The 26,220-nt window shown below is 37.6% G+C and carries 23 protein-coding genes; 16 read left to right on the top strand and 7 right to left on the bottom strand.

Features of this window, described 5'->3' with window-relative positions:
- The first annotated feature begins 87 nt into the window (after positions 1–87).
- From ACSBFT_RS14000 to ACSBFT_RS13950, 11 genes are all read left to right on the top strand, one after another.
- On the top strand, positions 88–1,125 hold the full coding sequence (locus ACSBFT_RS14000; protein ID WP_489601096.1) for a VOC family protein: 1,038 nt from the start codon (positions 88–90) through the stop codon (positions 1,123–1,125).
- Positions 1,126–1,309: 184 nt separating this feature from the next.
- Positions 1,310–1,636, top strand: a complete 327-nt coding sequence (locus ACSBFT_RS13995; protein WP_111374082.1) for a nucleotide pyrophosphohydrolase — start codon at positions 1,310–1,312, stop codon at positions 1,634–1,636.
- Entirely contained in the window at positions 1,633–2,592 is a 960-nt protein-coding gene (locus ACSBFT_RS13990; RefSeq protein WP_489601095.1) for a hypothetical protein, read from the top strand. The genes ACSBFT_RS13995 and ACSBFT_RS13990 overlap by 4 nt, the downstream gene beginning before the upstream one ends.
- Positions 2,593–2,595: 3 nt before the next feature.
- The gene (locus ACSBFT_RS13985; RefSeq protein WP_463047694.1) at positions 2,596–3,105 is read left to right on the top strand and encodes a DUF2480 family protein; all 510 of its coding nucleotides are present in this window, start codon (positions 2,596–2,598) and stop codon (positions 3,103–3,105) included.
- 63 nt (positions 3,106–3,168) lie between these two features.
- A complete protein-coding gene (locus tag ACSBFT_RS13980) occupies positions 3,169–3,564 on the top strand; it encodes a hypothetical protein (RefSeq protein WP_489601094.1) in 396 nt (131 codons plus the stop codon).
- Between the two features lie 95 nt (positions 3,565–3,659).
- Complete coding sequence (locus ACSBFT_RS13975; protein WP_489601093.1) at positions 3,660–4,451, top strand: MbnP family protein; 792 nt, start codon at positions 3,660–3,662, stop codon at positions 4,449–4,451.
- 3 nt (positions 4,452–4,454) lie between these two features.
- Positions 4,455–5,504: a cytochrome-c peroxidase gene (locus ACSBFT_RS13970; protein ID WP_489601092.1), complete on the top strand. Its 1,050-nt coding sequence runs from the start codon at positions 4,455–4,457 to the stop codon at positions 5,502–5,504.
- Entirely contained in the window at positions 5,501–6,412 is a 912-nt protein-coding gene (locus ACSBFT_RS13965) for a transporter family protein (RefSeq protein WP_489601091.1), read from the top strand. The genes ACSBFT_RS13970 and ACSBFT_RS13965 overlap by 4 nt, the downstream gene beginning before the upstream one ends.
- Before the next feature lie 33 nt (positions 6,413–6,445).
- Positions 6,446–6,961: a dihydrofolate reductase gene (locus ACSBFT_RS13960; RefSeq protein ID WP_489601090.1), complete on the top strand. Its 516-nt coding sequence runs from the start codon at positions 6,446–6,448 to the stop codon at positions 6,959–6,961.
- Between the two features lie 24 nt (positions 6,962–6,985).
- Positions 6,986–7,513, top strand: coding sequence for a hypothetical protein (locus ACSBFT_RS13955; RefSeq protein WP_489601089.1), 528 nt, complete (start codon positions 6,986–6,988; stop codon positions 7,511–7,513).
- A gap of 112 nt (positions 7,514–7,625) precedes the next feature.
- Positions 7,626–8,003, top strand: coding sequence for a nuclear transport factor 2 family protein (locus ACSBFT_RS13950; RefSeq protein WP_489601088.1), 378 nt, complete (start codon positions 7,626–7,628; stop codon positions 8,001–8,003).
- A gap of 59 nt (positions 8,004–8,062) precedes the next feature.
- Here the strand turns inward: ACSBFT_RS13950 and ACSBFT_RS13945 are convergent, their stop codons facing one another.
- Positions 8,063–8,518 (bottom strand): hypothetical protein, encoded by a 456-nt coding sequence (locus ACSBFT_RS13945; protein ID WP_489601087.1) that lies wholly within the window; start codon positions 8,516–8,518, stop codon positions 8,063–8,065.
- A 643-nt stretch (positions 8,519–9,161) separates the two neighbouring features.
- Here ACSBFT_RS13945 and ACSBFT_RS13940 point away from each other — a divergent pair.
- The 3 genes from ACSBFT_RS13940 (at position 9,162) to ACSBFT_RS13930 (ending at position 17,223) form a co-directional block, all read left to right on the top strand.
- Complete coding sequence (locus ACSBFT_RS13940; RefSeq protein WP_489601086.1) at positions 9,162–12,170, top strand: SusC/RagA family TonB-linked outer membrane protein; 3,009 nt, start codon at positions 9,162–9,164, stop codon at positions 12,168–12,170.
- Between the two features lie 10 nt (positions 12,171–12,180).
- Positions 12,181–13,758: a SusD/RagB family nutrient-binding outer membrane lipoprotein gene (locus tag ACSBFT_RS13935; protein ID WP_489601085.1), complete on the top strand. Its 1,578-nt coding sequence runs from the start codon at positions 12,181–12,183 to the stop codon at positions 13,756–13,758.
- Positions 13,759–13,995: 237 nt separating this feature from the next.
- On the top strand, positions 13,996–17,223 hold the full coding sequence (locus ACSBFT_RS13930; protein ID WP_489601084.1) for a VCBS repeat-containing protein: 3,228 nt from the start codon (positions 13,996–13,998) through the stop codon (positions 17,221–17,223).
- On the opposite strand, the gene ACSBFT_RS13925 is transcribed toward ACSBFT_RS13930, so the two are convergent.
- Together ACSBFT_RS13925 and ACSBFT_RS13920 are read right to left on the bottom strand one after the other, a co-directional pair.
- Positions 17,220–18,482: an RNA polymerase sigma factor gene (locus tag ACSBFT_RS13925; protein WP_489604842.1), complete on the bottom strand. Its 1,263-nt coding sequence runs from the start codon at positions 18,480–18,482 to the stop codon at positions 17,220–17,222. The genes ACSBFT_RS13930 and ACSBFT_RS13925 overlap by 4 nt on opposite strands.
- A gap of 33 nt (positions 18,483–18,515) precedes the next feature.
- Complete coding sequence (locus ACSBFT_RS13920; RefSeq protein WP_463047680.1) at positions 18,516–18,866, bottom strand: YciI family protein; 351 nt, start codon at positions 18,864–18,866, stop codon at positions 18,516–18,518.
- Between the two features lie 266 nt (positions 18,867–19,132).
- Here ACSBFT_RS13920 and ACSBFT_RS13915 point away from each other — a divergent pair, with 266 nt between their 5' ends.
- Together ACSBFT_RS13915 and ACSBFT_RS13910 are read left to right on the top strand one after the other, a co-directional pair.
- The gene (locus ACSBFT_RS13915) at positions 19,133–19,870 is read left to right on the top strand and encodes a glycosyltransferase family 2 protein (protein WP_463047679.1); all 738 of its coding nucleotides are present in this window, start codon (positions 19,133–19,135) and stop codon (positions 19,868–19,870) included.
- A gap of 14 nt (positions 19,871–19,884) precedes the next feature.
- Positions 19,885–21,963: a BatA domain-containing protein gene (locus ACSBFT_RS13910; protein ID WP_489601083.1), complete on the top strand. Its 2,079-nt coding sequence runs from the start codon at positions 19,885–19,887 to the stop codon at positions 21,961–21,963.
- 2 nt (positions 21,964–21,965) lie between these two features.
- Here ACSBFT_RS13910 and ACSBFT_RS13905 read toward each other — a convergent pair whose 3' ends face one another.
- From ACSBFT_RS13905 to ACSBFT_RS13890, 4 genes are all read right to left on the bottom strand, one after another.
- Complete coding sequence (locus ACSBFT_RS13905) at positions 21,966–22,589, bottom strand: methyltransferase family protein (protein ID WP_489601082.1); 624 nt, start codon at positions 22,587–22,589, stop codon at positions 21,966–21,968.
- Positions 22,590–22,612: 23 nt separating this feature from the next.
- Complete coding sequence (locus ACSBFT_RS13900) at positions 22,613–23,257, bottom strand: head GIN domain-containing protein (protein WP_463047675.1); 645 nt, start codon at positions 23,255–23,257, stop codon at positions 22,613–22,615.
- A gap of 61 nt (positions 23,258–23,318) precedes the next feature.
- Positions 23,319–25,751, bottom strand: coding sequence for a PspC domain-containing protein (locus tag ACSBFT_RS13895; RefSeq protein ID WP_489601081.1), 2,433 nt, complete (start codon positions 25,749–25,751; stop codon positions 23,319–23,321).
- Positions 25,752–25,783: 32 nt separating this feature from the next.
- Positions 25,784–26,116 (bottom strand): PadR family transcriptional regulator, encoded by a 333-nt coding sequence (locus tag ACSBFT_RS13890; protein WP_463047673.1) that lies wholly within the window; start codon positions 26,114–26,116, stop codon positions 25,784–25,786.
- Positions 26,117–26,220: the final 104 nt, after the last annotated feature.

Raw genomic sequence — 26,220 nt, 5'->3', positions numbered from 1 at the left:
TCAAATAGAAGGATAATAATTGATTGACTTCATTTTAATCAGAATAGTGATTTAATTGCCATTCGAATTTAAAAATGAATTTCATAGATGGCGAATTTATTGACAGGTATTCAGCAAATAGGGATTGGTGTACCAGATGCTGGTGCGGCTTTTTCATGGTACAATAAGCATTTAGGCTTAAATGTGCCAGTTTTTGACGACGTGGCGAGAGCGGAATTAATGACACCACATACCAACGGAATAGTAAGAGAAAGACGTGCTATTTTGGCGGTCAACATAGCAGGAGGTGGTGGTGCAGAAATTTGGGAATCAAAAGATCCATTACCAATAGCTCCAGTGGAGCAACCAGCTATAGGCGATTTAGGCATTTTTGCGGCTAAGATAAAGTCTTCAAATGTCTCTCAACTGGCCATGGAGTTGGGTCTGGAAACGGTAGAATCTCCTGAAGGAGCACCTTATGCTTGGATAAAAGACCCTTACGGAAATCAACTTCAAATAGTTTCTGATAACTCTTGGTTTAAAAAGAAACCGAATAATACAGGAGGTGTTTTGGGTGCTATCATAGGTGTAAGTGATATGGAGAAAGCTTTAACACTATATAAAGATACCTTGGGGATTTCTGAAGTGGTTTATGATAAAACCGGCGTATTCTCAGATTTGAAAGGCCTTAAGGGTGGTGAAAGAAAAGTGAGAAGAGTATTATTAAAGAAAACGGAAACGGCAGACGGAGCCTTCTATAAACTTTTCGGCAACATAGAAATTGAATTGATACAAGCGATAGATGGTGCTGTCAATACGATAATGAAAGATAGAAGTTGGGGAGATTTAGGCTTCATCCATCTTTGTTTTGATTGTTTAGATATGGATGCTTTTAAAAAGAAGGCGTCTGATAGTGGTTTCCCTTTTACGGTAGATAGTGGAGGGTATTTTGGAATGAGTGATGCCGGCGGAAGATTTTCTTACATTGCCGATCCAGATGGCACACTTTTGGAGTTTGTAGAAACACATAAAGTTCCTGTTTTTAAGAAATTTAATATTTCTATTGACCTAAAAAAGAGAGGTATGCGTAAGCCATTACCAAACTGGATGATTGGAACGCTAGGTTGGGGTAAGGTGAAACCGTAAATGTCAGTTCTCTGCTCGTCCGTTAGACGAGGAACGAAGTCCCTGCCTGTCGGCAGGCTGGGAGGACAGACTAACCTCTTCAAATATTAAAGCACACGGATTCCACGCCTGCCTGTCGGCCGACAGGGATTTCGGGCAAAAAAGTCTATCGTCTAACATCTATTGTCTTAAATCTAGATAAAGAATGACCATAAAAGAATCTCAAGAAATAGTAGACGAGTGGATCAACACCATAGGCGTGCGTTATTTTAACGAGCTAACCAACACGGCGATTCTTACCGAAGAGGTAGGGGAGTTGGCCAGTATTATGGCTCGCCGATATGGGGAACAGTCAGAAAAGGAATCAGATAAAGATAAAGACCTTGCGGATGAAATGGCGGATGTGCTTTTTGTGTTGATTTGTTTGGCAAACCAAACTGGAATAGACCTGACAGACGCATTGAAAAAGAATCTGGAGAAAAAGACCAAACGTGACTTAAACCGTCATAAAGAGAATAAGAAGTTACAATGAAATCAACGCTAGGCACATCTTTTGAAGTCATTAAGAAAAAATGGCGGGTACACCTTTATATGTACTTCATAGGTCTTTTTATTACGGCTTTACCTTTAGTTCTGTTTTACCAAATATTGGAAAAGGAAGCCGCTCATAGTATGATATTAAGTGAGTTGGTACCAGACTTTAGCTTCATGATTTTTGGTGACTTTATGGAAGCTTCAGGCAAAGCCTTTAAACCTGTTTTTAGATATGGTTTATTGGCTGGTTTTGTGGGTTCTATCATCTATACTTTCTTTTCGGGAGGGGTAATTGACCAGTTGGCTAATCCAAAAAAGCATTTTTCTTTCGGACGCTTCTTTAAGAAATCAGCTTCGCTTTTTCCTAAATACTTTGGGCTACTGTGTCTAATCGGTCTCTTGCTTTTTGTGTTCTTTTTAGTAGGTGGCTTGGTCTTTTTTATATTCGCTTCTATAGCGGATGGTAGTACAGAAAGAGGTTATGTTTTATGGTTTATCCCGCCCAGTATTTTTCTTTTTGTGTTAATGTCTTATGGACTTTGCGTAGGGTTTTATGCTAAGGTATTCATTTATAAAGAAGGGCGAATAGGTTTTGTGAAGCCTTTTTGGGAAGCTTTTTATTATGTTTTTAGGCAGAAAAAGCCATTGTTTTACTTCTGGTTGACTATTGGCTTAGGTCTTGGTTTTCTATTGATTTATATGTTGATAGATAAATATATAGGTATGACTTCGGCTTTTACCATCGTTTTAATGGCAGTTTTTCAGCAGCTTTTTGTCTTCAGCAAGTTTGTTTTAAAGCATTGGAATTATGCTTTGGCTTTAGAGTATTTTGAGCAAGCACCTGTTAATTTAGCTCCCCCAGTAATAGTAGAAGAGGTCTTTGAAGCAGAAGCTTTCAAAAACGATGAAGAATCGGACGAAACCAAACTTTCTGACGAAGAAGAAGGTTCTTAATATATGGCAGAAGAAATCATTAATAGAGTAGCCACTAGTGGGCTGGTTAGTTTGGATTTAGAGGAGTATTATCATGCAGGTGAGCGTGTGGTGTATGACTTGAAAGACAACCTTTTTATGGACATGATTCTGAAAGAGAAAGACTTTAGGACTTTTCTGAAAGAATATGATTGGAGTCAGTACGAAGGTAAGAATGTGGCCATCACTTGTTCTGAAGACGTCATCATTCCTACGTGGGCGTACATGCTTTTGACTTTAAAGTTAGAACCAGTGGCAAATTGTGTGGTAAAAGGCTCTTTGAAAGATTTAGAAGTGAAATTATATCAAGAAGCACTTCTGAATATGGATTTTGAACAATACCGAGATGCTAGAGTGGTGGTAAAAGGCTGCAGCAAAGTAGATGTACCAGCCGAAATATATGTAGAAGTCTCTCGGAAACTTCAGCCTATAGTGAAGAGCCTAATGTTTGGTGAGCCATGCAGTACGGTGCCGCTCTACAAAAAGCCAAGATAATATGACCAACCGCAATATTTTTTTAAAAGATTACGTCCTACCTTTGTGAAGTAATTCAAAAGGATGCAGAATTTAAGAAAAATAGGGGCACTTAGCTTGCTGACTTTACTTCTGGTAAAGGCAATGGTGGTACCTGCTATCTTCTTTAATTATGAGCTTCGCAAAGATTTCATCATTGAAAACTTTTGTGTCAATAAAGAGCGTCCAGAGTTAAATTGTGATGGTCAATGTTATTTGGCTAAACAATTAAAGGCCACTCAAGAGCACGACGAAAATGAAGCAACTGCCACTTTTGTGGATATGCTATTAGGTTTTGAGTGTGTATCCGATAATTCAAAATGGCATTTTTCTCAATTTTTTGTTAGTACAGCATTACAAGGACTTATTGCTGGTCATCAGCATTTAAGTGGAAGCGAACTGGCTTTCTCTATTTTTCATCCTCCGCGGCTTATTTCTTAATTATTTATTGTATTGACCTTTTGGCACTTCATGTATTGAAGCTGCTACGTACGTCTATTCAACTATTTACTAAATTTTTAAGAATAACAATTAAAATGAAGATTGCTAACAAATTATATATTGGCCTTTTAGGCCTGTCTTTTTTCGCTTTTTCGTGTGATGATAAAATGGATGTAGAAGATCCAAACGCTACGAATACCGTTCAACTAGAATTTGATAACAGATTTGGCTCTACGGACTTAGTCTTAGGAACTACTAAGACTACTAATGCTAGCGGAGAAGAGTACACGGTAAGCACTTTAAACTATTTTATTTCTAACGTGAGCCTGATGTCAGACATGGGAGAAATGATTTCTTTTCCAGACCAATATTTCTTGGTAAAAGAGTCAGATACAGGTTCTCAATTCATCGATTTACCAGAAGTACCAAGCGGAAATTATGATCATTTAACCTTCACAGTAGGTGTAGATAGTGCCAAAAGCGTTGCAGATGCTAGCGTTCGAACGGGAGTTTTAGATGTGGCATCTTATGGAGACGACAATATGTGGTGGAGCTGGAGTATGGGCTATATTTTCTTCAAAATAGAAGGAAATTCAGATGTTGTGGATGCTAAGGGAAGTAACAAGTTTGCCTTCCATATTGGTGGTTTTGGTGGTTACGAAACACCTGCTCAAAATAACATCAAGGAGGTTGAACTGCATTTGGATAACGTAAAAGTAAGTGCTTCTAAGTCTTCACAAATACATGTGATTTTTGATGTTTCTAAAGTAATGGATGGTACGAATACCATCTCTTTTGCAGAAACTGCGGCTATTCATGGCCCAGTTCCAGGAGCACGAGTGGCAGCAAATTATGTATCTGCTTTTGCGGTAGATCACGTACACTAAAATATGAAAAAGCTAATCTGTTTAGCTGCTTTGGGTTCACTGTTGATGGCTTGTAATGGGTCATCAACAGTGCCAAACCCTGTGGATGAAACTGGAGAAAAGCTGTTTTATCAGCCTGAGAATTTCCCTCAACCTACCTATGATTTTTCTAAGAATCCGGTAACGAACGAGGGGTTTGAATTAGGTCGTAAGCTATTTTATGATGGTAAGCTTTCGCGAGACGGAACCATCAGTTGTGCCGAATGCCATAGCCAGACCTACGCTTTTACACATCATGGACATTCAATCAGTCATGGTATTGATGATAAAATAGGCACTAGAAATGCTCCTGCTGTTCAAAACACGGCTTTTATGAAATTGTTCTTTTGGGACGGAGGCGTTTTTGACTTAGATTTCTTTTCGGTGGCTCCTATTACTAATCCTGTAGAGATGGATGAGCAGCTAGGCAATGTCCTTGACAAATTAAGGGCAACAGAAGATTATCCTAAGATGTTTAAAGCAGCCTATGGCTCCGAAGAAATAACAACCGATAGGTTTCTTAAGGCTCTTAGTCAGTTTATGAACAGCTTAGTTTCGGCAAATTCTAAGTATGATAAATTTGTGAGGAATGAGCCAGGAGGAGACTTTACAGATTCGGAAATAGCTGGACTTTCTATTTTCAAAACTAAGTGTGCGTCATGCCACGGGACAGAGCTTTTTACTGATGGTAGTTTTAGAAATAATGGTTTACAGATTTATGCCAGAGACCCAGATTTAGGACGGGCTATAATTACCGAAAATGCAAACGATAATTACAAATTTAAAGTGCCAAGCTTAAGAAATGTGGGGTATACGGCTCCATACATGCACGATGGGCAGTTTCTTACTTTAAAACAGGTATTAGAACATTACGATAACGGGGTTTACGATTCTAAAACACTAGACCCTGAATTAAAAAAAGATGGAAAATTGGGGATACCACTTTCTGAAAGCGAAAAGACTGACTTACTGGCTTTCTTAAAAACTTTAGACGACCCCACTTTCATTAAAAATACAGCATTTGGATTACCATGAGAAAATTAATATTACTTTTTATACTTCTAGCCTCCGTTAAGGTAAGCATGGCCTGCGATATTTGCGGCTGTGCCAATGGAGGCTCTTTTATGGGCATTATGCCCAATATGAATCAACAACTAATTGGGATTAGGTACTTTTCAAAGACTTATCAATCGCATATTAGTAGTAAGTTTTTAGGTAGTGAAGAAAACTTTCAAACTGCAGAGCTAAGACTAAGAACATATCCAGCAAAGGACCTTCAATTGATGGCGTTTTTGCCTTATCAGTTTAATGAGCAGGTATTAACGTATGATGGCGTAAAGAAGAGTGACCAAGGTTTTGGCGATGCCCGTGTGTTGTTACATTATAATGTTATAAACACCTCTATGGATTCGGCGTGGACCTTAGATTTTAATCATCAATTGCTATTAGGAGGAGGCGTAAAAGCCCCTTTGGGAAAGTTTAGTTTTGATACCTATGATGCCACGCAGGTGGCCAATGCCAATTTCCAATTAGGTACCGGTAGCTGGGATTTTCCTTTGCAGGCTATTTATACGCTACAGCATAAGAAAATGGGGTTCAATATGAATGCTACGTATCAAATTAACGGTACCAATAAAGATGGTTATCGTTTTGCTAATAGGTCGGTGATAGCAGGTACTTTTTTTAGAACGATGTATACGCAAAACTATACCATACTTCCGCTACTCGGTATTTATGCAGAGCAATCAGGCATGAACCAAGAAAATGGTATCAAAAATGAATTGACTGGTGGTTGGCTTGCTGCAGCCAATGTGGGGGTAGAAATTTATACACCACGTTTCAATTTTAGCATCAATGGACAGTTGCCGGTGGCACAAAACCTTTCTGACGGCGAATTAGAATTTAAATCCATGTTTTCTATCGGTATTTTAAGAGCATTTTAAAAACCACGATTTCAATTTTAGTAAATTGGCACCGTGGAAAATCAAGAAAGAAACATCTCCCTTATCATTGCGGTAGCAGAAAACAATGTTATTGGGAAAGATAATACGCTTATTTGGCGACTATCAGAAGATTTAAAAAACTTCAAAAGGCTAACTTCTGGGCATAGCATTATCATGGGAAGGAAAACCTATGATTCTATAGGGAAACCATTGCCAAAACGCCATAACATCATTGTCTCTAGAAACAAGGACCTCAAAATAGAAGGCTGCTACGTGGTACATTCTTTAGAAGATGCCTATTCGCTAGCGATGGAACTCGATGGTAACGAAGAGATTTTTGTAATTGGCGGAGCCAATATTTATACCCAAGCTTTGGCAGATGCCAATAGAATTCACCTAACCACAGTACACGCCGAACCAGAAGGAGACGCCTTTTTTGACTTAAACTTACTAGAAGGTTGGGAAACCGTAGATTCTCGTTTCTTCGCCAAAGACGAAAAAAATCAATACAACTTCGTGATATCGCTGCTTTTGAGGGAGGAGAGTTGAAAAGAGTAAATAAATGACGTTTTAATGAGAAATGTTTTCAGGAAATCCTTACCAATATTTAGGGCAATATTATTTTGTATCGTAATTGTTTCTATAACTCTCTCTTTGGTTTTGCTCACAATTATTCTGATAGAAAGTTCAAAATTGAAATGGGAGTTTAGTTTGAACGGGTGGCTTTATCTCATTAATTCCTTTGAACCAGCCTATACGTTATTGACTGGAACTATTATAATTATCCCTGTTTATATTGGTCTTGAAACATTAATTTCAAATATTAATAACCTGGAGGGTAAAGCACTTTTAGAGCTAAGAGCTCTGTTGAGCCAAGGTGAGAATTTGGAAGTCCATAAGAATTTTAGAGGTGATTCTGGTATTTGGGTTAATGAAATTCCAGAAAGTCAAAATAATAGCGATACATCGAGAAAAATAGATAATTATTTAGGTACACTCGAGTTAATGAACATTCTGTTAGAAAGAGGAGTAATTACTCGTGAAAAATTTGATAATCAATTTGGTTATCGAATAGATAATGTGCGAATAGTAAAGTTATAAGGGAATATATTAAAAGTTATGGTGATGAGGAATTTTGGAGCGATTTGAAGTCTCTTTTTGAGAAAAGAGAATCCAAGGGTAATTGTGAGTGATTCGTTAATGTTATAAAGACATGAACCTAAAACAAAACAAGAAAAACGCCATCGCATTTTATAGAACCGCTTATGAGGGGAAGCCTAAAGAAGCCATTGAAAAATATGTGGGAGATGAGTACATTCAACATAACCCAGATGTGGCAACTGGCAAACAAGGTTTTATAGACTATTTCAATAGAATGCAGGAAGAGTATCCTGAGAAGTCTATTGCCTTTGTGAGGTGTATTGCCGAAGGCGATTTAGTTTCGCTGCATACGCATCAGACATGGCCTGGGAACGACCAATACGTAACCATGGATTTTTTCAGGTTTGATGAGAACGGTAAAATCTGTGAACACTGGGATGCTATTCAGCAAATTCCAGAGAAATCTGCCAACCCGAATACCATGTATTAAAGTTAGAGCCACAAAGAATCCTCATGGCTCTAAAAGGTTCTAATTCAAATTATGCTGGCTTAGTCAATTATTTCGATTTTAGAGAATTCTAAAGTGGGTGGGTTAAAGCTCACGTTTGCAGTGGCTTCTTCTGTGTATAAAGCTGGGTCAAATGCCCTAGTGGAGTCCGAATTCACTTTTCCCCAAACTTTAATATACATTCCCGACTCTAGAAAATCTGGTGCTTCACAAGTTCTAAAACTAGGAGGGAAAAGTTCTCTGGCTCCTTTTACATAATACTTTAGTGTCGTCTTATTCTCTAAATAATCATCACCTTCAGCATAGTATATATTGACATAGGTTTCTCTATTTTCAAGAAGACCTTTCTGCACTTTATATCTCGCACCTTCTACTGCTATAAATGTCTTTGCATTGCGTACATAACATTTTGATACTTCTTCCGCTGATACGGAATCCTTATCTCCACATGATACTAGAAATGATGAAAGTGCTAAGATTGGGATTAGTTTTTTCATTGGCATGAAATAGTTAAATGGATTGAGGCAAAATTATTAAAGCCATTTTTAAAGTTATAAAAAAGGTATGTATCATATAAAAATGATTCTTTTAAACTTATTATATGGTATGGTTTTTACGATAGAATATTATTAGTAGACAATATTCAGTTGCTCCATTTTTCCTCCTCGGAGTCTGTTAATTTCATAATCTATTGGGAAGGTGCTAGTGGCATTTTTAGTCTTTTGTCGCTTCCATAAGATATGAACTGATGTTAGAACTCAGGCTTACTTGGCATATTATAATTTATGAACATCGAGCTTAATCAACCTACAGCTTTTTGTTTTGTTATTTGAGCAAAATGATGTTGCCCTAAGGGCTAAATCTTCTCTTTTCTCTAGTGGTGCGAAAACACATCAAATGCCGGTCTTTAAAACTAAGTTTGAAGTATCATTCTAATTCCTTTGACATCCTGAAAGCTTATTAAAATGCTTGTAAAATTTGTTCTGAGAATATGAATAAATATTAGTTATGGAGGCTAGATTTAGATGATTGAAGTTTTATCTATGGCAAAGATAGGATTTTGTAAAATTTAGTGGAATATTGTATAGAAATGTTCACTCATCTAAATTTCGATTCCTTAACCTATTTAACAAACTTATTATGATTAAAAAACTACTAATTATTGTGCTGATAATGGGAGTTCTCCCGGTCATGGCACAGAAGAGAACGGTTTCCGGCACCGTTACTGATTCGGATGACGGCTCCACTTTATCTGGTGTAAGTGTTGTGATACAAGGTACCACTGTCGGATCACTTACAGATTCTGACGGAAAATACACTATAAGTGCTGCCAACGATGACGTATTGATTTTCTCTTTTATTGGCATGCAAAGCAAAAATGTTAAGGTGGCTAATAACAGTACACTTGATGTTACTTTACTTACTGATGCAAACCAATTAGACGCTATAGTTGTAACGGCATTAGGGATAAAAAGAGCGGAAAAAACGCTGACTTATGCACAGCAAACAGTAAGCTCAGAAGAGCTAGTTCGAACCAGAGACCCTAACTTCATGAATAGCCTTGCAGGTAAAGCTGCGGGTGTTGAAATAAAGAAAAGTAGCTCAGGGGCAGGTGGTTCTACAAAGGTTGTTTTAAGAGGCAATAAATCTCTAAGTGGTGACAGCTCTCCTTTATTTGTAATAGATGGTATACCAATGGCAAACAACCGAGGTAGCCAGCCAGGAATGTGGGGAGGAACTGATGGAGGAGACGGGCTTTCTGCTATTAACCCAGAGGATATTGAAAGTATCAGCGTTTTAAGAGGTTCTAATGCAGCTGTTCTTTATGGAAGTCAAGGAGCCAACGGTGTGGTTTTGATAACTACAAAATCAGGGGCTTCAGGAAAAGCATCGGTTACCTTAAATTCTGGATTTACAAATGAGCAAATTATAGAATTACCTGAGCTACAATATAAATATGGAGCAATAGGTAATGCAAAAGAAAGTTGGTCTACCACGGCAGGTAATTACGACGATACTTTTGTTAAAGACTTTTTTCAAACTGGGCATAACATGTACAACGCACTGACCATAAGTGGTGGTACAGATAAAACGAAAGCCTATTTTTCTTATGCCAATACCAAAGCGAGTGGTATTACACCAAATAACAACTACGCTAAGAATAACTTTTCATTCAAACAATCGACCAAGTTACTGAATGATAAAATTACTGTGAGTTCAAATGTTATACTTGCTTTAGAAGAAACGGAAAATAGATTGCCAGCGGGTTATTATTTAAATCCACTTACAGGGTTATACATGTTTCCAAGAGAAAGGAATTTCGATGATTATAAGGATAATTACCAGATATTTAATGAGAATCGTAATTTGAACCAACAAAACTGGTTTGTTTCTGATCATCATCAATCTAACCCTTATTGGATTCTAAATAACGAGCCCAAAACAAATGATTCTAAAAGGGTGATTGCCAGTATGAGCGTTGCTTATAATATTCTTGAGAATTTGACATTTCAAGTCAGAGGAAATTTCGATTATGCTAATAAGTTATTAGAACAGCAGCACGCAGCAACTTCCAACTCTACCAATGTTCATCCAAATGGTGCTTGGGATTATAACAAATATGACGACCAGCTGGCATACGCAGATGCAATTTTGACCTACAATACTGACCTAACAAAAGAATTAAGTCTAAATGCGGTTGTAGGTAGTAGTTATCAAAAAACTGATTATGGTGTAGGAGTTAATGTAGCCACAGGGACTGTTGGACTTTTATACCCAAATGAATTCTACTTTCAAAACCTACCAACCAATGTTCAGGTAAGTTCTAACACCAATGGAAGTGTTGTAAAGCAAGGCCTATTTGGTAACCTTCAGTTTGGTTTGAAAGAATTTTTGTTCCTAGATCTTTCTGGAAGAAATGACTGGGCGTCAACTTTGGCATTAACAGGAAATGATTCATATTTCTATCCATCTGTTGGACTTACGGGTATTGTGAGTGAAATGTTTCAAATGCCTTCTTTTGTTACATTTGGTAAACTGAGAGCATCTTATACGCAAGTGGGTAATGAGGTGCCGTTTAATAGAATATTCCCTCAAAATACCATAAATGCCGGTGGTGGGGTTGTAAGAAATACGGTAAAACCATTTTTTGATGCGAAACCTGAAATTATTACAAGTTTAGAGTTTGGTGCCGATTGGAGGTTTTTCCATAACCGTTTAGGCTTAGACTTTACTTATTATGATATAACAAGTAAAGATCAATTTATCCCAGTTCCTACTATTTCTGGAGAAGGTGGATACACCACTGAGTATATTAATGCTGGGGAGATTTCTAATAAGGGTATAGAACTTACCATAAGTGCAACGCCATATAGAACAAATGATTTTGAGTGGGTAACAGCATTTAACTTTACAAGAAACGTCAACAAAATAGTCGATATAGGACCAGATGATGACAAGTTTATTCAATTGGGCAGCTCAGAAGGTTTCGATTCTAAGTTAGTTGAAGGTGGTAGATTCAATGATATATACGTATTGAAATTTCAAAGAGATGATCAAGGTAGAATAATCTTCGATGGAGGAAAACCACTTAGAACAGCTACAACAGAACTCATAGGCAATTTAGACCCAAAGTGGTCTCTGGGTTGGAATAACAATTTCACCTACAAGAGACTTAATGTGGGTATTCTTGTTAATGGTAAGTTTGGCGGGAAGGTTTTCAGCCAAACTGAGTCTATGCTGGATGGTGCCGGAGTTTCATTAAGGACTGCAGAAGCACGAGATGCAGGTGGGGTTGTTGTAAATGGCGTAGATAAATCTACAGATGCTGCGATAACCTCTGTTGATCCTGAGACATGGTATAGAGCAATTGGCGATAGAAATGGAATTGGCGAAGCTTATATCTTCGATCGCACAAATATTAGAGTAGGACAGCTAAATATTGGATATGATTTAAACTTGGCTAAAATTAAGCTTCCAATTAAAGCCGCTAACCTTTCTTTCATAGGTAACAATTTACTTTTCTTATATAAGGTTGCACCATTCGATCCTGAACTAGCAATGAGTACTAATCAAAATGCTCAAGGTCTGGATAACTTTAATCTGCCCTCAACAAGAACTTACGGTCTAAACCTAAAATTAACTTTCTAAATAAGAAAACATGAAGAAGTTTATATATCTAATTGCGTCAGCTTTTGCGTTTGCAAGCTGTACGGACAGTTTTGAAGAGATCAATACCAACCCCTACCAGATCTCGACAGAATCATTAAAACAAGACTTTAATCACGTAGGATCATTTTATCCTTCTATGCTTGGTCAGATTTTCGGGAATCAAATTGACCATAACCTAACCAATGTGACTTATTCTCAACATTTGGCGACACCAACACCTTTTGTGGGTGGAGTTAATAATACGACCTATTACATACGTTGGAATGGGTATTGGGGTAGAGAGTACAATAATGTAATGGCACCAGCCAAACAAGTAATTGAGCTGGCTGAAAAAGATGGATATTCTGTATTTGTGGAGTGGGCGAATCTGATAAAAATTATTTCAATGTCTAGAGTTACCCTATACCAAGGCCCTATTATTTATACAAATTATGGTAAAACGGGTGCTGTAAAGTACGATAGTGAAGAGGTTCTTTACAAGGCTTTCTTTAGTGATTTGGACAGAATCATAGCCGAATTTAGCAAAAATAGTGCTTATGTAGGCCTTAATAATTTTGATGCCAGCTATGGCGGAAATGTGAGGCAATGGGCTAAATATGCGAACTCGTTAAGACTACAATTGGCCATGCGAGTGTCGAAGGTAGATCCAGCTCTGGCTAAAAAGGAAGGAGAAAAAGCTCTTGCTGATCCTGTTGGATTAATACTATCCAATGCAGACAACTTCAATATTTCTGGATATGGTGCTAAATTTCACCCTGCTCAGATTTGTTTCGAATGGGGAGATACACGTATGAGTGCATCTATGGAGTCTATTTTAATTGGTTATAAAGACAACAGAATAGAGAAGTATTTCGATCCAGTTTCAGACTTGTCATTAGTGCAGGATCATCCAGGATGGCCATATAAAGGAATTAGAAATGGAGCAACACTAGTAGCCAAAGATGATAGATTAAGTTTCTCAACGCTTGATATTACTTTTAATGACCCAGCTAAAGTAACCAAGAGAAAAGTGTTAAGTGCGGATGAGGTTTATTTCTTAAAAGCGGAAGCTGCATTAAGAGGATGGGTTGGTGCAGGTGATGCAAAATCAAATTATGAGTCTGGAGTAAGAGCTTCCTTTGAGTTATGGGGTGCAGGCGGCGTAGATGCCTATTTAGCCGATAGTAAGAGCCTTCCAATTGATTATGTTGATCCCAAAGCTCCTGCTGGAGTGAATGCCTTTAAAAATGCCATTACCAATACGGTGGCTTGGGACGAAGCGGCATCTAAAGAGGTTAAATTAGAGAAAATAATTACTCAAAAATGGATTGCTTGTTATACCAATGAAATGGAATCTTGGATGGATCATAGAAGAACGGGTTATCCAAAATTACCGCCGGTTTATCAAAATAGTAGTAACGCCGATTGGGGAACAATTCCTAAAGGAGAAATTTTAAGAAGGATGCCTTTCGTAATTGCAGAAAGAAATGGTAATCCGGAGGGTGTTGCTGATGCCACAGCCAAATTAAAAGGACCAGATGAAATTGGTACACATTTATGGTGGGATACTGGTGGAGCCAATTTCTAAATTGAAGAAGTGAGTCTAAAAAAGGCATGTGTTTTTATAACACATGCTTTTTTTGTCTTTGTCCTAGCCCATAAAGAAGAGCATATTGAAAGCTTATTTCAATCGTAAATATTATTTTAGGTTCAATTGAACAAATCTTTGATTTAAGTGAAAAACTACCTAAGCAAAACGGCTATATACTTTTTAGTCTTATTCAATTTCTTATTCATTTCTTGTAATAGGGTGGATGACTCAAAAATGTTTTCACTACTCCCTAGTAGCCAGACGGGTATCAAGTTTAAAAATTTAATTCAAGAAACTCCCGAGTTTAATATCCTCACCTATGGCTATCTCTATAATGGCGGTGGGGTTTCTGTGGGTGATATAAACAATGACGGCTTGCAAGATATCTATTTCACAGGGAGCATGGTGGGTAGCAGGTTATATTTGAATAAGGGGAACTTTGAATTTGAAGAAATAGCTGAAAAGGCTGGCGTTTTTGCTGCGGGATTTTGGAATACTGGAACAACTATGGCGGATGTAAACGGTGATGGACTTCTTGATATTTATGTCTGTAGATCAGCAGCTAAAGACAGTCATAAAAGGAAAAACCTACTCTTTATAAATAATGGAAATCTTACGTTTACAGAAAAAGCGGAAGAATATGGGATAGCAGATGATGGTTATTCTACGCAAGGAGCCTTTTTTGATTATGATAAAGATGGAGATTTAGACCTTTATGTGCTCAATCACTCAATTCAAGAATTTGCCAGTTTTAGATCTGTAACCAATGGTTTAAAATCAAGAAGGGAGCCATTCTTTGAGGATAAATTATATAAAAATGAAAACGGAAAATTTATTGAAGTAGGACAAGAGGCAGGACTTACGGCTAATGTTTTGGGCTTTGGTTTAGGCATTTCAATATCGGATATTAATAATGATGGATGGTTAGATATTTACGTCTCAAATGATTTTAACGAGCAGGATTACCTATATCTGAATAATAAAAATGGAACATTTACCGAAAGTTTAGAAAACTATATTGGTCATACTTCCCATTTCTCTATGGGATCTGATATTGCCGATATAAATAATGACGGATATACTGATATTATGACGCTAGATATGTGGCCTGAAGGTAATATGCGTCAAAAGATGGTTTCTGGTCCAGACAATTATGATAAATACCAAATGCTCGTTAAAAATGGCTTTTACGAACAGAGTATGAGAAATATGCTCCATTTAAATAATGATGGATTGTCTTTTTCCGAGATTGGTCAATTTGCTGGAGTAGAAGGAACTGATTGGAGTTGGTCGACTTTATTTTGTGATTTGGATAATGATGGTTTAAAGGATATTTATATCACCAACGGGGTGAAAAAGGACTACACAAATATGGATTTCATGAATTTTGCGGTCCAAGAAAAATTGAATGAGAACAAGACCGGAATTCCGATGTCAATTGACAAACTACTGGAAAATATACCTTCATCCATTGAAGAAAATTATACCTATCGCAATAATGGTGATCTTACTTTTTCTAAAGTAAATAAGGATTGGGGTTTAAACCAGAAATCACTTTCAAACGGAGCCGCATACGCAGATTTGGACAATGATGGTGATTTGGACTTAATAGTAAACAATACAGATTCTGAAGCTTTTATTTACCGAAACAATAGCGAGAAACTGACAGCGAATAATTATTTGAGAATTAAACTCATAGGGGAGGGAAAAAACACCTTTGGTGTTGGCTCTAGAGTGGAGCTAAATTTAGAAGACAAAACGCTTTCTCAGGAACTTATGCCAACAAGGGGCTTTCAATCTTCGGTTTCTTACGATTTAGTATTTGGCCTTGGGACTCAAAAAACAATTAAGCACCTAACTGTTATTTGGCCCGATGGGCGTAGGCAAAAATTAAGTAGCCAAAAGCCTAATCAAACCATAACTCTCAATCAATCTAATGCTTTAATTGACGGAGACGAATCCCCTAATTCAGGAAAGCCTTTGTTTAAAGAAATGACAAAGTCTCTTTTTGGTTCTTTCATTCATCAAGAGAATGAATATATCGACTTTAATAGAGAGGTCTTGTTACCCCACAAGCTTTCAACTCAAGGTCCTAGAATGGCCGTAGCTGATGTGAATAATGATAACCTAGCCGATGTGTTTATTGGTGGAGCTAAAGGGTATAGTGGAACACTTTTCTATCAAACCAGCAGCGGAAGTTTCGTAAAGCAATCCAATTTATCTTTTATGGAAGATAGTGATTGCGAAGATGTTGGCGTATTGTTTTTTGATACGGACGGAGATGGCGATCAAGATTTGTATGTGGTAAGCGGAGGTAATGAGGTGGCGGTTAATTCTCCTGAATTACAAGATCGATTGTATATAAATGACGGGAAAGGTGGCTTTAAGAAAAAAGCTTTACCTCAAATGTTCATAAGTGGTTCTTGCGTAAAAGCCGGAGATTATGATTCAGATGGCGATTTGGATCTTTTTGTTGGCGGTCGTTTGGAGCCTGGTAAATACCCTAATGCTCCAGGTAGTTATATGCTACAAAATGATGGAAAAGGTAACTTTAAAGACATTACGTCTGACGTAGTGGGTAGTGGGTTTCAATCGTTTGGTATGGTTACGGATGCTATATGGAGCGATTTTAATGGAGATAGCAAGGTGGATTTGATTGTTATCGGAGAGTTTATGGCTATAAGAGCTTTTAAGAACAATGGTGGAAAAATGAAAGAAATCCCATTGGGTTCCGGCTTAGGAGATTCAGAGGGTTGGTGGAATACCATTAAAGAAGGAGACTTTGATGGTGATGGAGATATGGATTACATTTTAGGGAATTTTGGACTAAACTCCCAACTCAAAGCTAGTATAGAAGAGCCTGTAACTTTATATGCCAAGGACTTCGATGGGAATGGTTCTATTGATCCAATTTTGTCCAATTATTATTTGGGGAAAAACTATCCAGTATTTTCCAAAGATGATCTCAGCAAACAACTTGATTTTGTGAAATCGAAATACGTGAATTATTCTGCTTATGCCGATAAAGGAATAACGGATATTTTCACTTCGAAAGCGTTAAAAGAAGCCATGACTTTAAAAGCTAAAACTTTCGCTACGTCCTATCTTGAAAATTTAGGAAATAATAGATTTAAATTATCAAGTTTACCTTCCGCAGCACAGTTAGCTCCTATCCATGCCATTAGCGTTTTAGATGTCAATAAGGATAATAAATTGGATCTTATTTTAGCAGGAAACTTTTATGGAACTAGAGTTAAGTACGGTAGATATGACGCGAATAAAGGACTTGTTCTTATAGGAAAAGGTGATGGCCAATTTGTTCCGCTTAAACTTGAAGAAAGTGGTTTGAATATTTCAGGAGAAGTAAGAGATGTTCATTGTGTCAAATCTTCCAATAATAGCCTAATCTTACTTTTTGCTAGGAATGGTTTACCAATTACAACTTACATCACTGCAAATTAAGCACTTTGCTCTTTCTCGTAATTGACTATTCTCTGGATAATCATATCCTGTTCAGCTTCTGAGTCTGTTAATTTAAGTGCTATGTGGTAGGCACTAATGGCTTTTTTAGTATCTCCAGTTTCTTTAAGGAGTTGTGCTCTAAAGCTGTGATAGAGGTAGTAACTATCTAACTCTTTAATTTTATCCAGTTCTTTGAGGGCTTTTTTTGCACCATGAATTTGGTGAAAAGGCACCAAACGATTGAAAGCCACTATAGGCGATTTGTTACTTTGATAGAGGAGGTTGTAAAGCGTCAAAATGTGCTTCCAGTTCGTTTCTTCAATACTTGTTGCTTTGCAATGCTCAAAAGCAATAGCGGCCTCTATATGATAAGAACTAAGGTTTTCACCAGCACTTGCCCTATTCAAATATTGAATGCCAAGGTTTATGAGTTCTTTATTCCAAAGTGTTCTGTTTTGATGTTCTAGTAAAATGATATTGCCCTCTGGGCTTAACCTGCTATCTTCTCTTGCCGCGTGAAAACACATTAGTGCCACTAGAGCCATGCCTTCTTGATTGACGGTAACTGGGCTGTCGGTAATTAATTTGCCCAGCATGAGGGCATTATGAATGAGGTCTTTTCTAATCAGGTTTTTATTACTGCTAGAGTTATAACCTTCGTTAAAAAGTAAGTAGATGGCATTTAGGACCTTTGATGTTCGCTCTTGAAGTTTTTCTTTTTCGGGCAGTTCAAACTTTGTTTTATGCTCTCGGAAAAAGGTCTTAGCTCTATAAAGTCGTTTAGAAATGGTGTCTTCTGAGGTCAGAAATGCCTTGGCTATTTCTGGGGTGCTAAAACCGCAAAGCGTTTTCAAAATCAAAGCTATCTGACTTTCTGGGCTAATTTCGGGTGAACAGCAGATATACATCATTTTGAGCTGCTGGTCTTCAATAAGTTCCTCTTTCCAGTAATTTTCTAGGCTGCTATTTATGGTGTATTCTGAATTTAGAAGTTGCCTTTCGTTTTCTGTGAAGTCAAAGCTTTCGCTGTGTTTGTTCTTTCTAATCTGGTCAATGGCCTTATTCTTTGCCACCCTAAAAAGCCAAGCTTCGGGTTTGTCGGGTACTCCTTTAATTTTCCAAGTGTTTAAAGCTTGAATTAGGGTGTCTTGCACCACATCTTCTGCCAGTTCTAGATTGGCTAGGCCAAATATATTGGTCAGAACAGCAACCATCTTTCCAGCTTCTTGCCTGAAAAGATGGTCTGTTAACTGTTCAATATTTGTGCTTGACGTAGAGATACTATTCCGGTATTACATATTCATTACCTGAATTTCTCTTACTTCTACATTGCCTTCTTCAAATTCTAGAACAGGGCAATCGTTGGCAATTTTCACTGCAGCATCATAATTAGCTGCTTTGCAGATAAGGTAGCCACCTACCATTTCTTTGCCTTCCATAAATGGGCCGTCAGAAACTACTTTGTCTTTTCCTGCTATAGTTTTACCCGTTTGGTGTAAGGGTTCAGCTCCTAACATTAAACCCTTTTCTGATAAGCCGCCCATCCAGGTAAACCATTTTTGCATGTGAGCCTGTTGCTCTTCTGGAGATTGTGTTGCCATTTGACCGTCTCCGCCTCTAAATAATAATAAGTAAGTGTTCATGATTGTTGTAATTTTTTGTTAAACATCGTTTTCAGGTTTAAGACGAATTCAGATGCTTTATTTGGACAGTGAAATAAGATTTATTTTTGAAGTTTATATAATATACCTATTATTCAGTAGGTTAAGGTATGCTTTTTTGATTTGCTAGATAGTTTTCTAAAATTTGAGGCCATATCTCGTGTTTAAAATTAAAGAGATTTAAATACCTGCTTCCAAAACTCCCAAACTAAATTGTCATAATCAGCTTTTCTAAGCATTTTTGCTAGATGAAATTAAGCGTTGTAATTCCTGCTTATAATGAAGCGGAATCTATTCCTGAAACCCTGAGGTCTTTGCACAGTTGTTTGTCGAAGCATAATATTGACCATGAAATATGGGTGACCAATGATAATTCGAAAGATAATACGATAGAAGTTTTAACAGAGCTTCAGAAAGAAATACCAACACTGGTTTTTGAGACCAACGAAGGACCAAACGGTTTCGGCTACGCTGTAAGATATGGTTTGGAAAGGTTTACTGGTGATTGCGTAGCAGTTTTTATGGCTGATATGTCAGACGATCCTGAGGATTTGGTCAAGTATTATAGAACCATGCAGCTAAAAGACGTCGATTGTGTTTTTGGTAGCAGATGGATTAAAGGTGGTAAGGTGATAGATTATCCAAAGCACAAGAGGGTAATCAATAGGATGGCCAATTTTATTGTTAAAATGTTGATGAGAATTGACTACAATGATACCACCAATGCCTTTAAACTGTATAAAAGAGAAACCATGGATGGTCTTAAGCCATTTATGTCGCCGCATTTTAATCTGACTATTGAGCTACCGCTCAAAGCGATGGTAAGGGGTTATTCTTACGCTGTAGTTCCAAACAGTTGGACTAATAGAAAGTACGGCGAGTCGAAACTGAAAATAAAAGAAATGGGTAGCCGTTATTTCTTCATTTTGATGTACTGTTTTATTGAAAAATATTTCTCTCGAGGTGACTACATGAAAAAATCCTAAATCTACAATAGTATATGCAGTTTTTAAATCCAGGGCTTTTATGGGGTTTGTTGGTGCTAGCGGTACCAGTGGTTATCCATTTGTTTAATTTCCGTAGAACCAAGAAAGTGTATTTTACTAATGTAGCTTTTCTAAAGAAAGTAGAAACCGAAACTTCCTCTTTCAGAAAGCTCAAGCAATGGCTCATTATGGCAGCCAGAATGCTCTTTTTAGCGGCCTTAGTTTTAGCTTTTGCTCAGCCTTTTTTACCTGCTCAAAATGGGTCGAGTTCGAATTCGAGTGCTTTGGGAATAAACGGATTGTATCTGGATAATTCCTTGAGTATGCAGAATACCACAGATAATAAGCGTTTCATTGATTTAGCGGTAGTTAAAATTGACGAACTTCTTTCGCTTTTTAAAAATCAACAGAATATTCAGTTAACAACGAATGACTTCTCTGGTGAAGACCAGTTTGCCAATAGTGCCACCAAAGTAAAGGATAGATTAACGGCTGTGAAGTTTTCTCCGGAAGCAAGAAGCTTAGCAGCCATTTACAGAAGGCAAGTGAGCATGGCAGAGAAAGAAAGTTCGGGTTCAGAAAATAATTTCTTTTGGTTTTCCGACTTTCAAAAAAGTACTTCAGGAGATTTAGCTCAGCTAAAGACGGATAGCCTGAACAAGATCTATCTAGTACCAGTGCAGGGAGAGGTTTCCAGGAATGTTTTTGTGGACTCCGTTTGGTTGTCTACACCTTTCATAAGAGAGATGCAAAACTCTTCTGTTAATGTAAAGGTGTATAATTCGGGTAGTGAGACAGTAGAGAAAATGCCTATCAAACTGATGATTGATGGTGTGCAGACTTCCACGTCTTCTGTGACGGTAGGGCCAGAGAGTTATGCTACGGCCAGCTTTAATTTTACGGTTAGAACTAAAGGTCAGCACAAAGGCTCTGTCAGTTTTGATGATCAGCCTATTACTTTTGATAATGAGCAGTATTTTGTCATTGACGTTTCTCCGGCCATTAATATCTTACATCTGTTTCAAGAAAAAAGCCCCTCTGATTATGTGGCTAAACTTTATGACGATGATAGCCTTTTTAACTTTGAGCAATTCAGCATTAGAAATGTCAATCTTTCTAGGGTTTCTTCCGCAGACTTGGTGTTGTTAGAAGGAGCTTCAGTAATAGATGAAAACTTGAGGAATGCACTTCAGACTTTCGTGAAAAGTGGCGGTAGTTTGATAGTTATTCCTAACACTCGTCCAGATATTTTATCTTATCAAGGATTGGTTTCCGGATTAGGTATAAATACACTTACAGGTATCATGGACAGTATTTCCGTGGATAACAGGGTGGAGCTGGAAGTCCCAGACAAAAACCAGTCTTTCTTTTCTGATGTGTTTGAGTATTCTTCCTCTTCTGTGGTTTTAAACTTGCCATCCACGCAGCCGGTTATTCAGTGGACAGGCTTGGGAGAACGATTATTAAATCTAAAGAGTGGAAAGTCGTTTTTAAGTAAAACAGACTTTGGTAAAGGTTCTTTGTATTTATTATCATCCCCATTACTCAGCAATTACGGGAATTTTGCAGAGCATGCTCTTTTTGTGCCTACGCTTTTTAAAATAGCGGCCTTAAGTATTAAACCTCAAAAGTTGGCCTATAATTTCAATGAGGGTACATTGGTGATTCCGTTTCCTAATGCCCCCAAAAATGCCATTTATACTCTAAAGAAAGGCGATTTTGAGATATTACCTATACAGAGAGTAAGAGGAAATAACCTTTTATTGGAATTGCCTTCTTCTGCAGATTTATCGGATAACCAGGAATTAGAATCGGGCTTTTATGAATTAAAAGTAGACGGTGTAACCAAAACCGTTTTAGGGCTAAATCACGACTCCAAAGAGTCTAGAATGGGAAACTATACGCCAGATGAACTAAGAGAAGCATTTAAGGGAATGTCCAATATAACCGTGTTTGACAATGTTCAGGATGGCGATTTTATCAGCACTTTTGCGGAGCAAAACTTCGGGAAACAGCTGTGGAAATATTTCTTATATGCTGCATTGGTGTTTCTTCTTATGGAAGTCTTAATGGTTAGGTTTATGAAGGGCTAATGCTAGGATTTTCTGAACTTAGGAATTAACATAGGCGTCTCAGATTTATATTTAAGGTATTGGTCTCCATATAGTTTAATGAGCTTTTTCTCTTCCCATTTTATGCCAATCAATATGTAAATGGTATTTGCCATGCAAAAAGCCAAGTTCAAATATGTATTACTAAAAAGAAACCAACCCCAGAAAATCATTAATGTGGCCGTGTAAAGTGGGTGTCTTACTTTACTTAAAATGCCATTCGTTTTGAAAGGTTCGGTATCTGTAGCGGAAGAAGTAAGACCAAAGAACATTTTAGTGTCATAGACCTTAAAGGCCTTTCTGAGTATGGCTAAGCCTAATCCAGCCATAACACCTCCGGCTAATCTTATTTCTCGGTAGTTTTCCCATACATTTTCCGAGTCTGTTATAAAATGAAAGTATAGTAATGGAAGCGGTGTAATCACGGCAGACAAAACAAAGAAAAGTCTATATTTTCTAAATAATGAAGGTAAATGTTGAGCTACAAGACCCTTAGCCTGAGTACTAGCCAATAAACTATGGAATAAACCATAAGCTAGCCAGCCAAAGAAAATCAATAAAGTAGGAAGTGCCAATTTCAAATCTTTTTTTTGACTTGAAATTAGCACTTTTAAATGGAAGATGATATCTTTTAATCTCTGCTTACATGACTAGCACCACTGGTGTCGGAATCCAAGTCTTTAACTTTTCCGAAGGAAGCATGGCTAGCACCACTGGCTTCTACATTAGCTCTGCCTACAATGGCTTCTTTTGCTTTGAGGTGGCTAGCACCAGATAAATCCACGTTCATTTTTTCTATTCTTCCTTTTATTTCTATATGAGAAGCTCCAGAAGCATCTACATTTAACTCCTCAGTTTCGACGGCTATTTTTGCTTTGGCTGCACCAGAAACATCCACATTTAAGTCATGCAGACCCTTAAAGGGATATAAGCTGAGCTGGCTGGCACCAGAAAGATCTAAAGACTCAATGTCTGGCATAGTGATGTATATTTTCACTTTTCCTCTGCTACCGGTGATATTGTCCCAGAAGTTCCAGTTGTTATTAAAACCAATGTTTAATTCTCCATGGCTTACGCTCACTTCTAGATCTTCTAAGTCTTTTTTCTTTTCTGCTAAAACTTTTACGCTGTATTCGCTAGCTTGTTTTACCCTTACTTCAAAAGACCCACCTACGTCAATCGCATTAAAATTGCTGAGTTTGTAACTTCTTTTGAACCCGTCTTGGGCATAAAGATGTGAGCAAATTAAGGTAAGGAGTAAAATTAGCTTTTTCATAATAATAGTTTTGTTGCAGGTTAGATGCAACACCTCTTATAATGGTTGCAGTTTATTTAAATTAATCTCTATTTACAGAGCTGGCTCCACTTGTGTTTGAACGCAAAGATTCTACCTTGCCAAAATCTGCATGACTGGCTCCACTGGCATCCACATATGCTCTTTCTATTTCAGCACGCTTTCCGTTAAATCTGCTAGCCCCAGAAAGGTCAAGTTCAATGTCTTCGGCTGTGCCTCTTATTTCTAAAGTGGAAGCCCCAGAGGCATCTACTCTCACTTTTTTGGCTTCTATATCTAGTTTGGCATTAGATGCTCCGGAAAGGTCTATGTCTAAATTATTTACATTTTCAAAGGATAGAACTTTGATTTTCGATGCTCCTGATATATCAAGAGATTCAATGTTTGGCATGGTAATGTATGCCAATACTCTGCCTCTGTTCTCGAAAAATCTATCTTTGAAATCAATATCTAGCTCACGGCCATTGAGTTTGATATTTAGATCTTCAATATCCCTTTCTCTTTCTGCCATAAACTCCACATTGAAAGTGTCCCCTTGCATAATTAAAACATGAAAAGATCCTCCCACTTCTATTCCATCGAAGTTTTTTATGTCAAAAATACGGTTAGGACCATCTCCCATACGTTCGAAATCTCTGTCATTGTCGTTATAATCATAATGGCTTCTGTTATTAAACGCCTTTTGAGCATCTTCGTCTAAAACCTCGCAGCCCTCGCATTCTAATTCACCATTGCTATTAATCTTAAAAATAAGGGCATCAAAGTCGTTTCCATCTAAACCATATTTTCTTTTTAAATTCCAGTTGTCCTTTAATAGATTACTGGCGAATTCATTGCTCATGTGTACTCTTTGGCCAACCGGAAGCTTGATTTCTACATAGACTTTTTGATTTCTAAAGCCTGTGTTTTGGTCTAGTCTAGCCCTTTCATCGAAAATTAATACAGAATCTTTTTGAACGATGTTATAAGTGAGACTTTTGGCATTCTCTTTGGCTATTTCTCTCGTTCTTCCAGATGCAGAATATTTTCTTTCAACACTTACGTCATTATTATCAGATTCTAATATTCTCACTTGGGTGTTAAAGTCGAAATCGTTATCTAAGTAGTTGTTATTGGCATCTAAATAAATAATATCACTAGTGAAGCTATAGGTTTCATTCTGGGTTACAAATGCATTTTTAGCATAGTTCATAGAGTATTTTCCACCATAAATAGCCAAACCTACTAAACCTAGTAACCAAAGCCCAAGTCCAGTCAACCAGAAGTTTCTATTTCCGAGCCTGTTGTTGGTGATAAGAAAAATGCCTGAAATTAATATTCCAATAGCTGGCAAGGCCGTAGCTAGGAATAAAAAGATACCAGCTGAAGGATCTAAATCTCTGGTGAATAACGCAATGCTATCATTTTGAGAAAACCAGGAGTGCTCGGTCATGAGTCCGAAAAAGGCTCCTGTAGCTACTACCGCAGAAACGGTTAATCCCAATCCTAAAACACTTAAGCCAATGCCTATAAAAACTCTAAAGACGGGGCCTAGCTTAGAAAGCAAATGACCAATTCCTTGAAATAGCTTTCCTAATATTCTGAAAGGCAACAGTAATAGTGTTGTGAGGGTACTTTCGTTACTAACGTTTGGGCTAGAAGAATCAGAAAGGTTTTGTTTAATATTACTATCAATGTTTTCAATAGTAACAGGTTCGCCTTTCATTTCCATTTTCTGGGTTAAGCTTTGAGCTATTGGTGAAGCCACCCAAAGTACCAGGTATGCTATTATACCAACGCCAAAGAACGCTACACCTACTACAAAAACGACCCTGATAAGTGCCACATCCAAGGAAAAGTAAGACGCAAGACCACTGGCCACACCGGCGACTACTTTGTTTTCGCCATTTCTATAAAACTTCTTAATGTTCTCTTGTTCCTCGAGATTTTCGCTTGCTGGGAAGGCTATCCAGCAAATGATATAGGCAAGTACAAAGAATCCTCCAATGCCCGACTCAATTAAGCCTAAGGCTGCTACTAAAAAGATAACTCTAAACCAGACGACGTCCACATTGAAGTGATTTGCCAAGCCAGCCAGTACGCCACCAAGAGCCTTTCTTTTGGTGTCTCTATATAATTTTTTAGAGGCTTTTCTTTCTGATTGTTGCTCAGATTTATTTTCAGTTTTTGTGTTGGTTTCCGCAGAGAAGGCTTCTTCTTCCTCCTCTTCAATAGCTTGGAAATCGGCTACGGTCCCCATGCTGGCCATGACCTTTGCCACATCTTCCGCTCCAATGACAGGAAGCTCCTCGGGTTTGTTTTTGCCGATGAACTTCTCAGCAACTCTGGCTTCAATATCTGCTACTATTTCATCGCTACTTTCATAATTGGAAAAGTATTTTTGAATGGAGCTGAGATAGCCGTTTAGGATTTCGTAAGCATCTTCTTCAATGTTGAAGACCACTCCCGATATATTTATTTGTATTGTCTTTTTCATAACTAATTAATTGATAACCAGTATTATGGTGCTTATTTCTTCTTAGATGTAATAGTTTTTACAGATGCAGATAAACCTGCCCAAGTGCCTTCTAAGGCTTGTAGAGAAGTTTCTCCACCTTCTGTTAATATATAGTATTTCCTCGGTGGCCCTGAGACTGATTCTACCCATTTATAGTCAAGGAGACCTGCGTTTTTTAATCGAGTAAGTAGGGGGTAAAGTGTGCCTTCCACCACCATCATTTTGGCTTCAATGAGCTCATCTAAAATTTCGGAAGCGTAAATCTCGCCTCTCGAAATAATATGCAGAATGCAGTATTCTAAAATACCTTTTCGCATCTGCACTTTGGCATTCTCTATTTTCATTCGTTTTTGATTTTTAGAAGATGAGACACGGTGGTCTCACCTTCTATTATTGTTTCTAGCTTTTTCATAATTGTGATACAAACATAATGGAAGGTACTTGGTTA

Source organism: Arcticibacterium sp. SM2516 (assembly GCF_057914865.1).
Note: the sequence above shows the minus strand (reverse complement) of the source record. Positions and strands in the feature narration are given on the sequence as shown.

Coding starts and splice junctions, on each gene's coding strand:
- ACSBFT_RS14000 (WP_489601096.1), top strand. CDS start 88: ATGGCGAATTTATTGACAGGTATTCAGCAAATAGGGATTGGTGTACCA.
- ACSBFT_RS13995 (WP_111374082.1), top strand. CDS start 1,310: ATGACCATAAAAGAATCTCAAGAAATAGTAGACGAGTGGATCAACACC.
- ACSBFT_RS13990 (WP_489601095.1), top strand. CDS start 1,633: ATGAAATCAACGCTAGGCACATCTTTTGAAGTCATTAAGAAAAAATGG.
- ACSBFT_RS13985 (WP_463047694.1), top strand. CDS start 2,596: ATGGCAGAAGAAATCATTAATAGAGTAGCCACTAGTGGGCTGGTTAGT.
- ACSBFT_RS13980 (WP_489601094.1), top strand. CDS start 3,169: ATGCAGAATTTAAGAAAAATAGGGGCACTTAGCTTGCTGACTTTACTT.
- ACSBFT_RS13975 (WP_489601093.1), top strand. CDS start 3,660: ATGAAGATTGCTAACAAATTATATATTGGCCTTTTAGGCCTGTCTTTT.
- ACSBFT_RS13970 (WP_489601092.1), top strand. CDS start 4,455: ATGAAAAAGCTAATCTGTTTAGCTGCTTTGGGTTCACTGTTGATGGCT.
- ACSBFT_RS13965 (WP_489601091.1), top strand. CDS start 5,501: ATGAGAAAATTAATATTACTTTTTATACTTCTAGCCTCCGTTAAGGTA.
- ACSBFT_RS13955 (WP_489601089.1), top strand. CDS start 6,986: ATGAGAAATGTTTTCAGGAAATCCTTACCAATATTTAGGGCAATATTA.
- ACSBFT_RS13950 (WP_489601088.1), top strand. CDS start 7,626: ATGAACCTAAAACAAAACAAGAAAAACGCCATCGCATTTTATAGAACC.
- ACSBFT_RS13945 (WP_489601087.1), bottom strand. CDS start 8,518: ATGAAAAAACTAATCCCAATCTTAGCACTTTCATCATTTCTAGTATCA.
- ACSBFT_RS13940 (WP_489601086.1), top strand. CDS start 9,162: ATGATTAAAAAACTACTAATTATTGTGCTGATAATGGGAGTTCTCCCG.
- ACSBFT_RS13935 (WP_489601085.1), top strand. CDS start 12,181: ATGAAGAAGTTTATATATCTAATTGCGTCAGCTTTTGCGTTTGCAAGC.
- ACSBFT_RS13930 (WP_489601084.1), top strand. CDS start 13,996: ATGTTTTCACTACTCCCTAGTAGCCAGACGGGTATCAAGTTTAAAAAT.
- ACSBFT_RS13920 (WP_463047680.1), bottom strand. CDS start 18,866: ATGAACACTTACTTATTATTATTTAGAGGCGGAGACGGTCAAATGGCA.
- ACSBFT_RS13915 (WP_463047679.1), top strand. CDS start 19,133: ATGAAATTAAGCGTTGTAATTCCTGCTTATAATGAAGCGGAATCTATT.
- ACSBFT_RS13910 (WP_489601083.1), top strand. CDS start 19,885: ATGCAGTTTTTAAATCCAGGGCTTTTATGGGGTTTGTTGGTGCTAGCG.
- ACSBFT_RS13900 (WP_463047675.1), bottom strand. CDS start 23,257: ATGAAAAAGCTAATTTTACTCCTTACCTTAATTTGCTCACATCTTTAT.
- ACSBFT_RS13895 (WP_489601081.1), bottom strand. CDS start 25,751: ATGAAAAAGACAATACAAATAAATATATCGGGAGTGGTCTTCAACATT.
- ACSBFT_RS13890 (WP_463047673.1), bottom strand. CDS start 26,116: ATGAAAATAGAGAATGCCAAAGTGCAGATGCGAAAAGGTATTTTAGAA.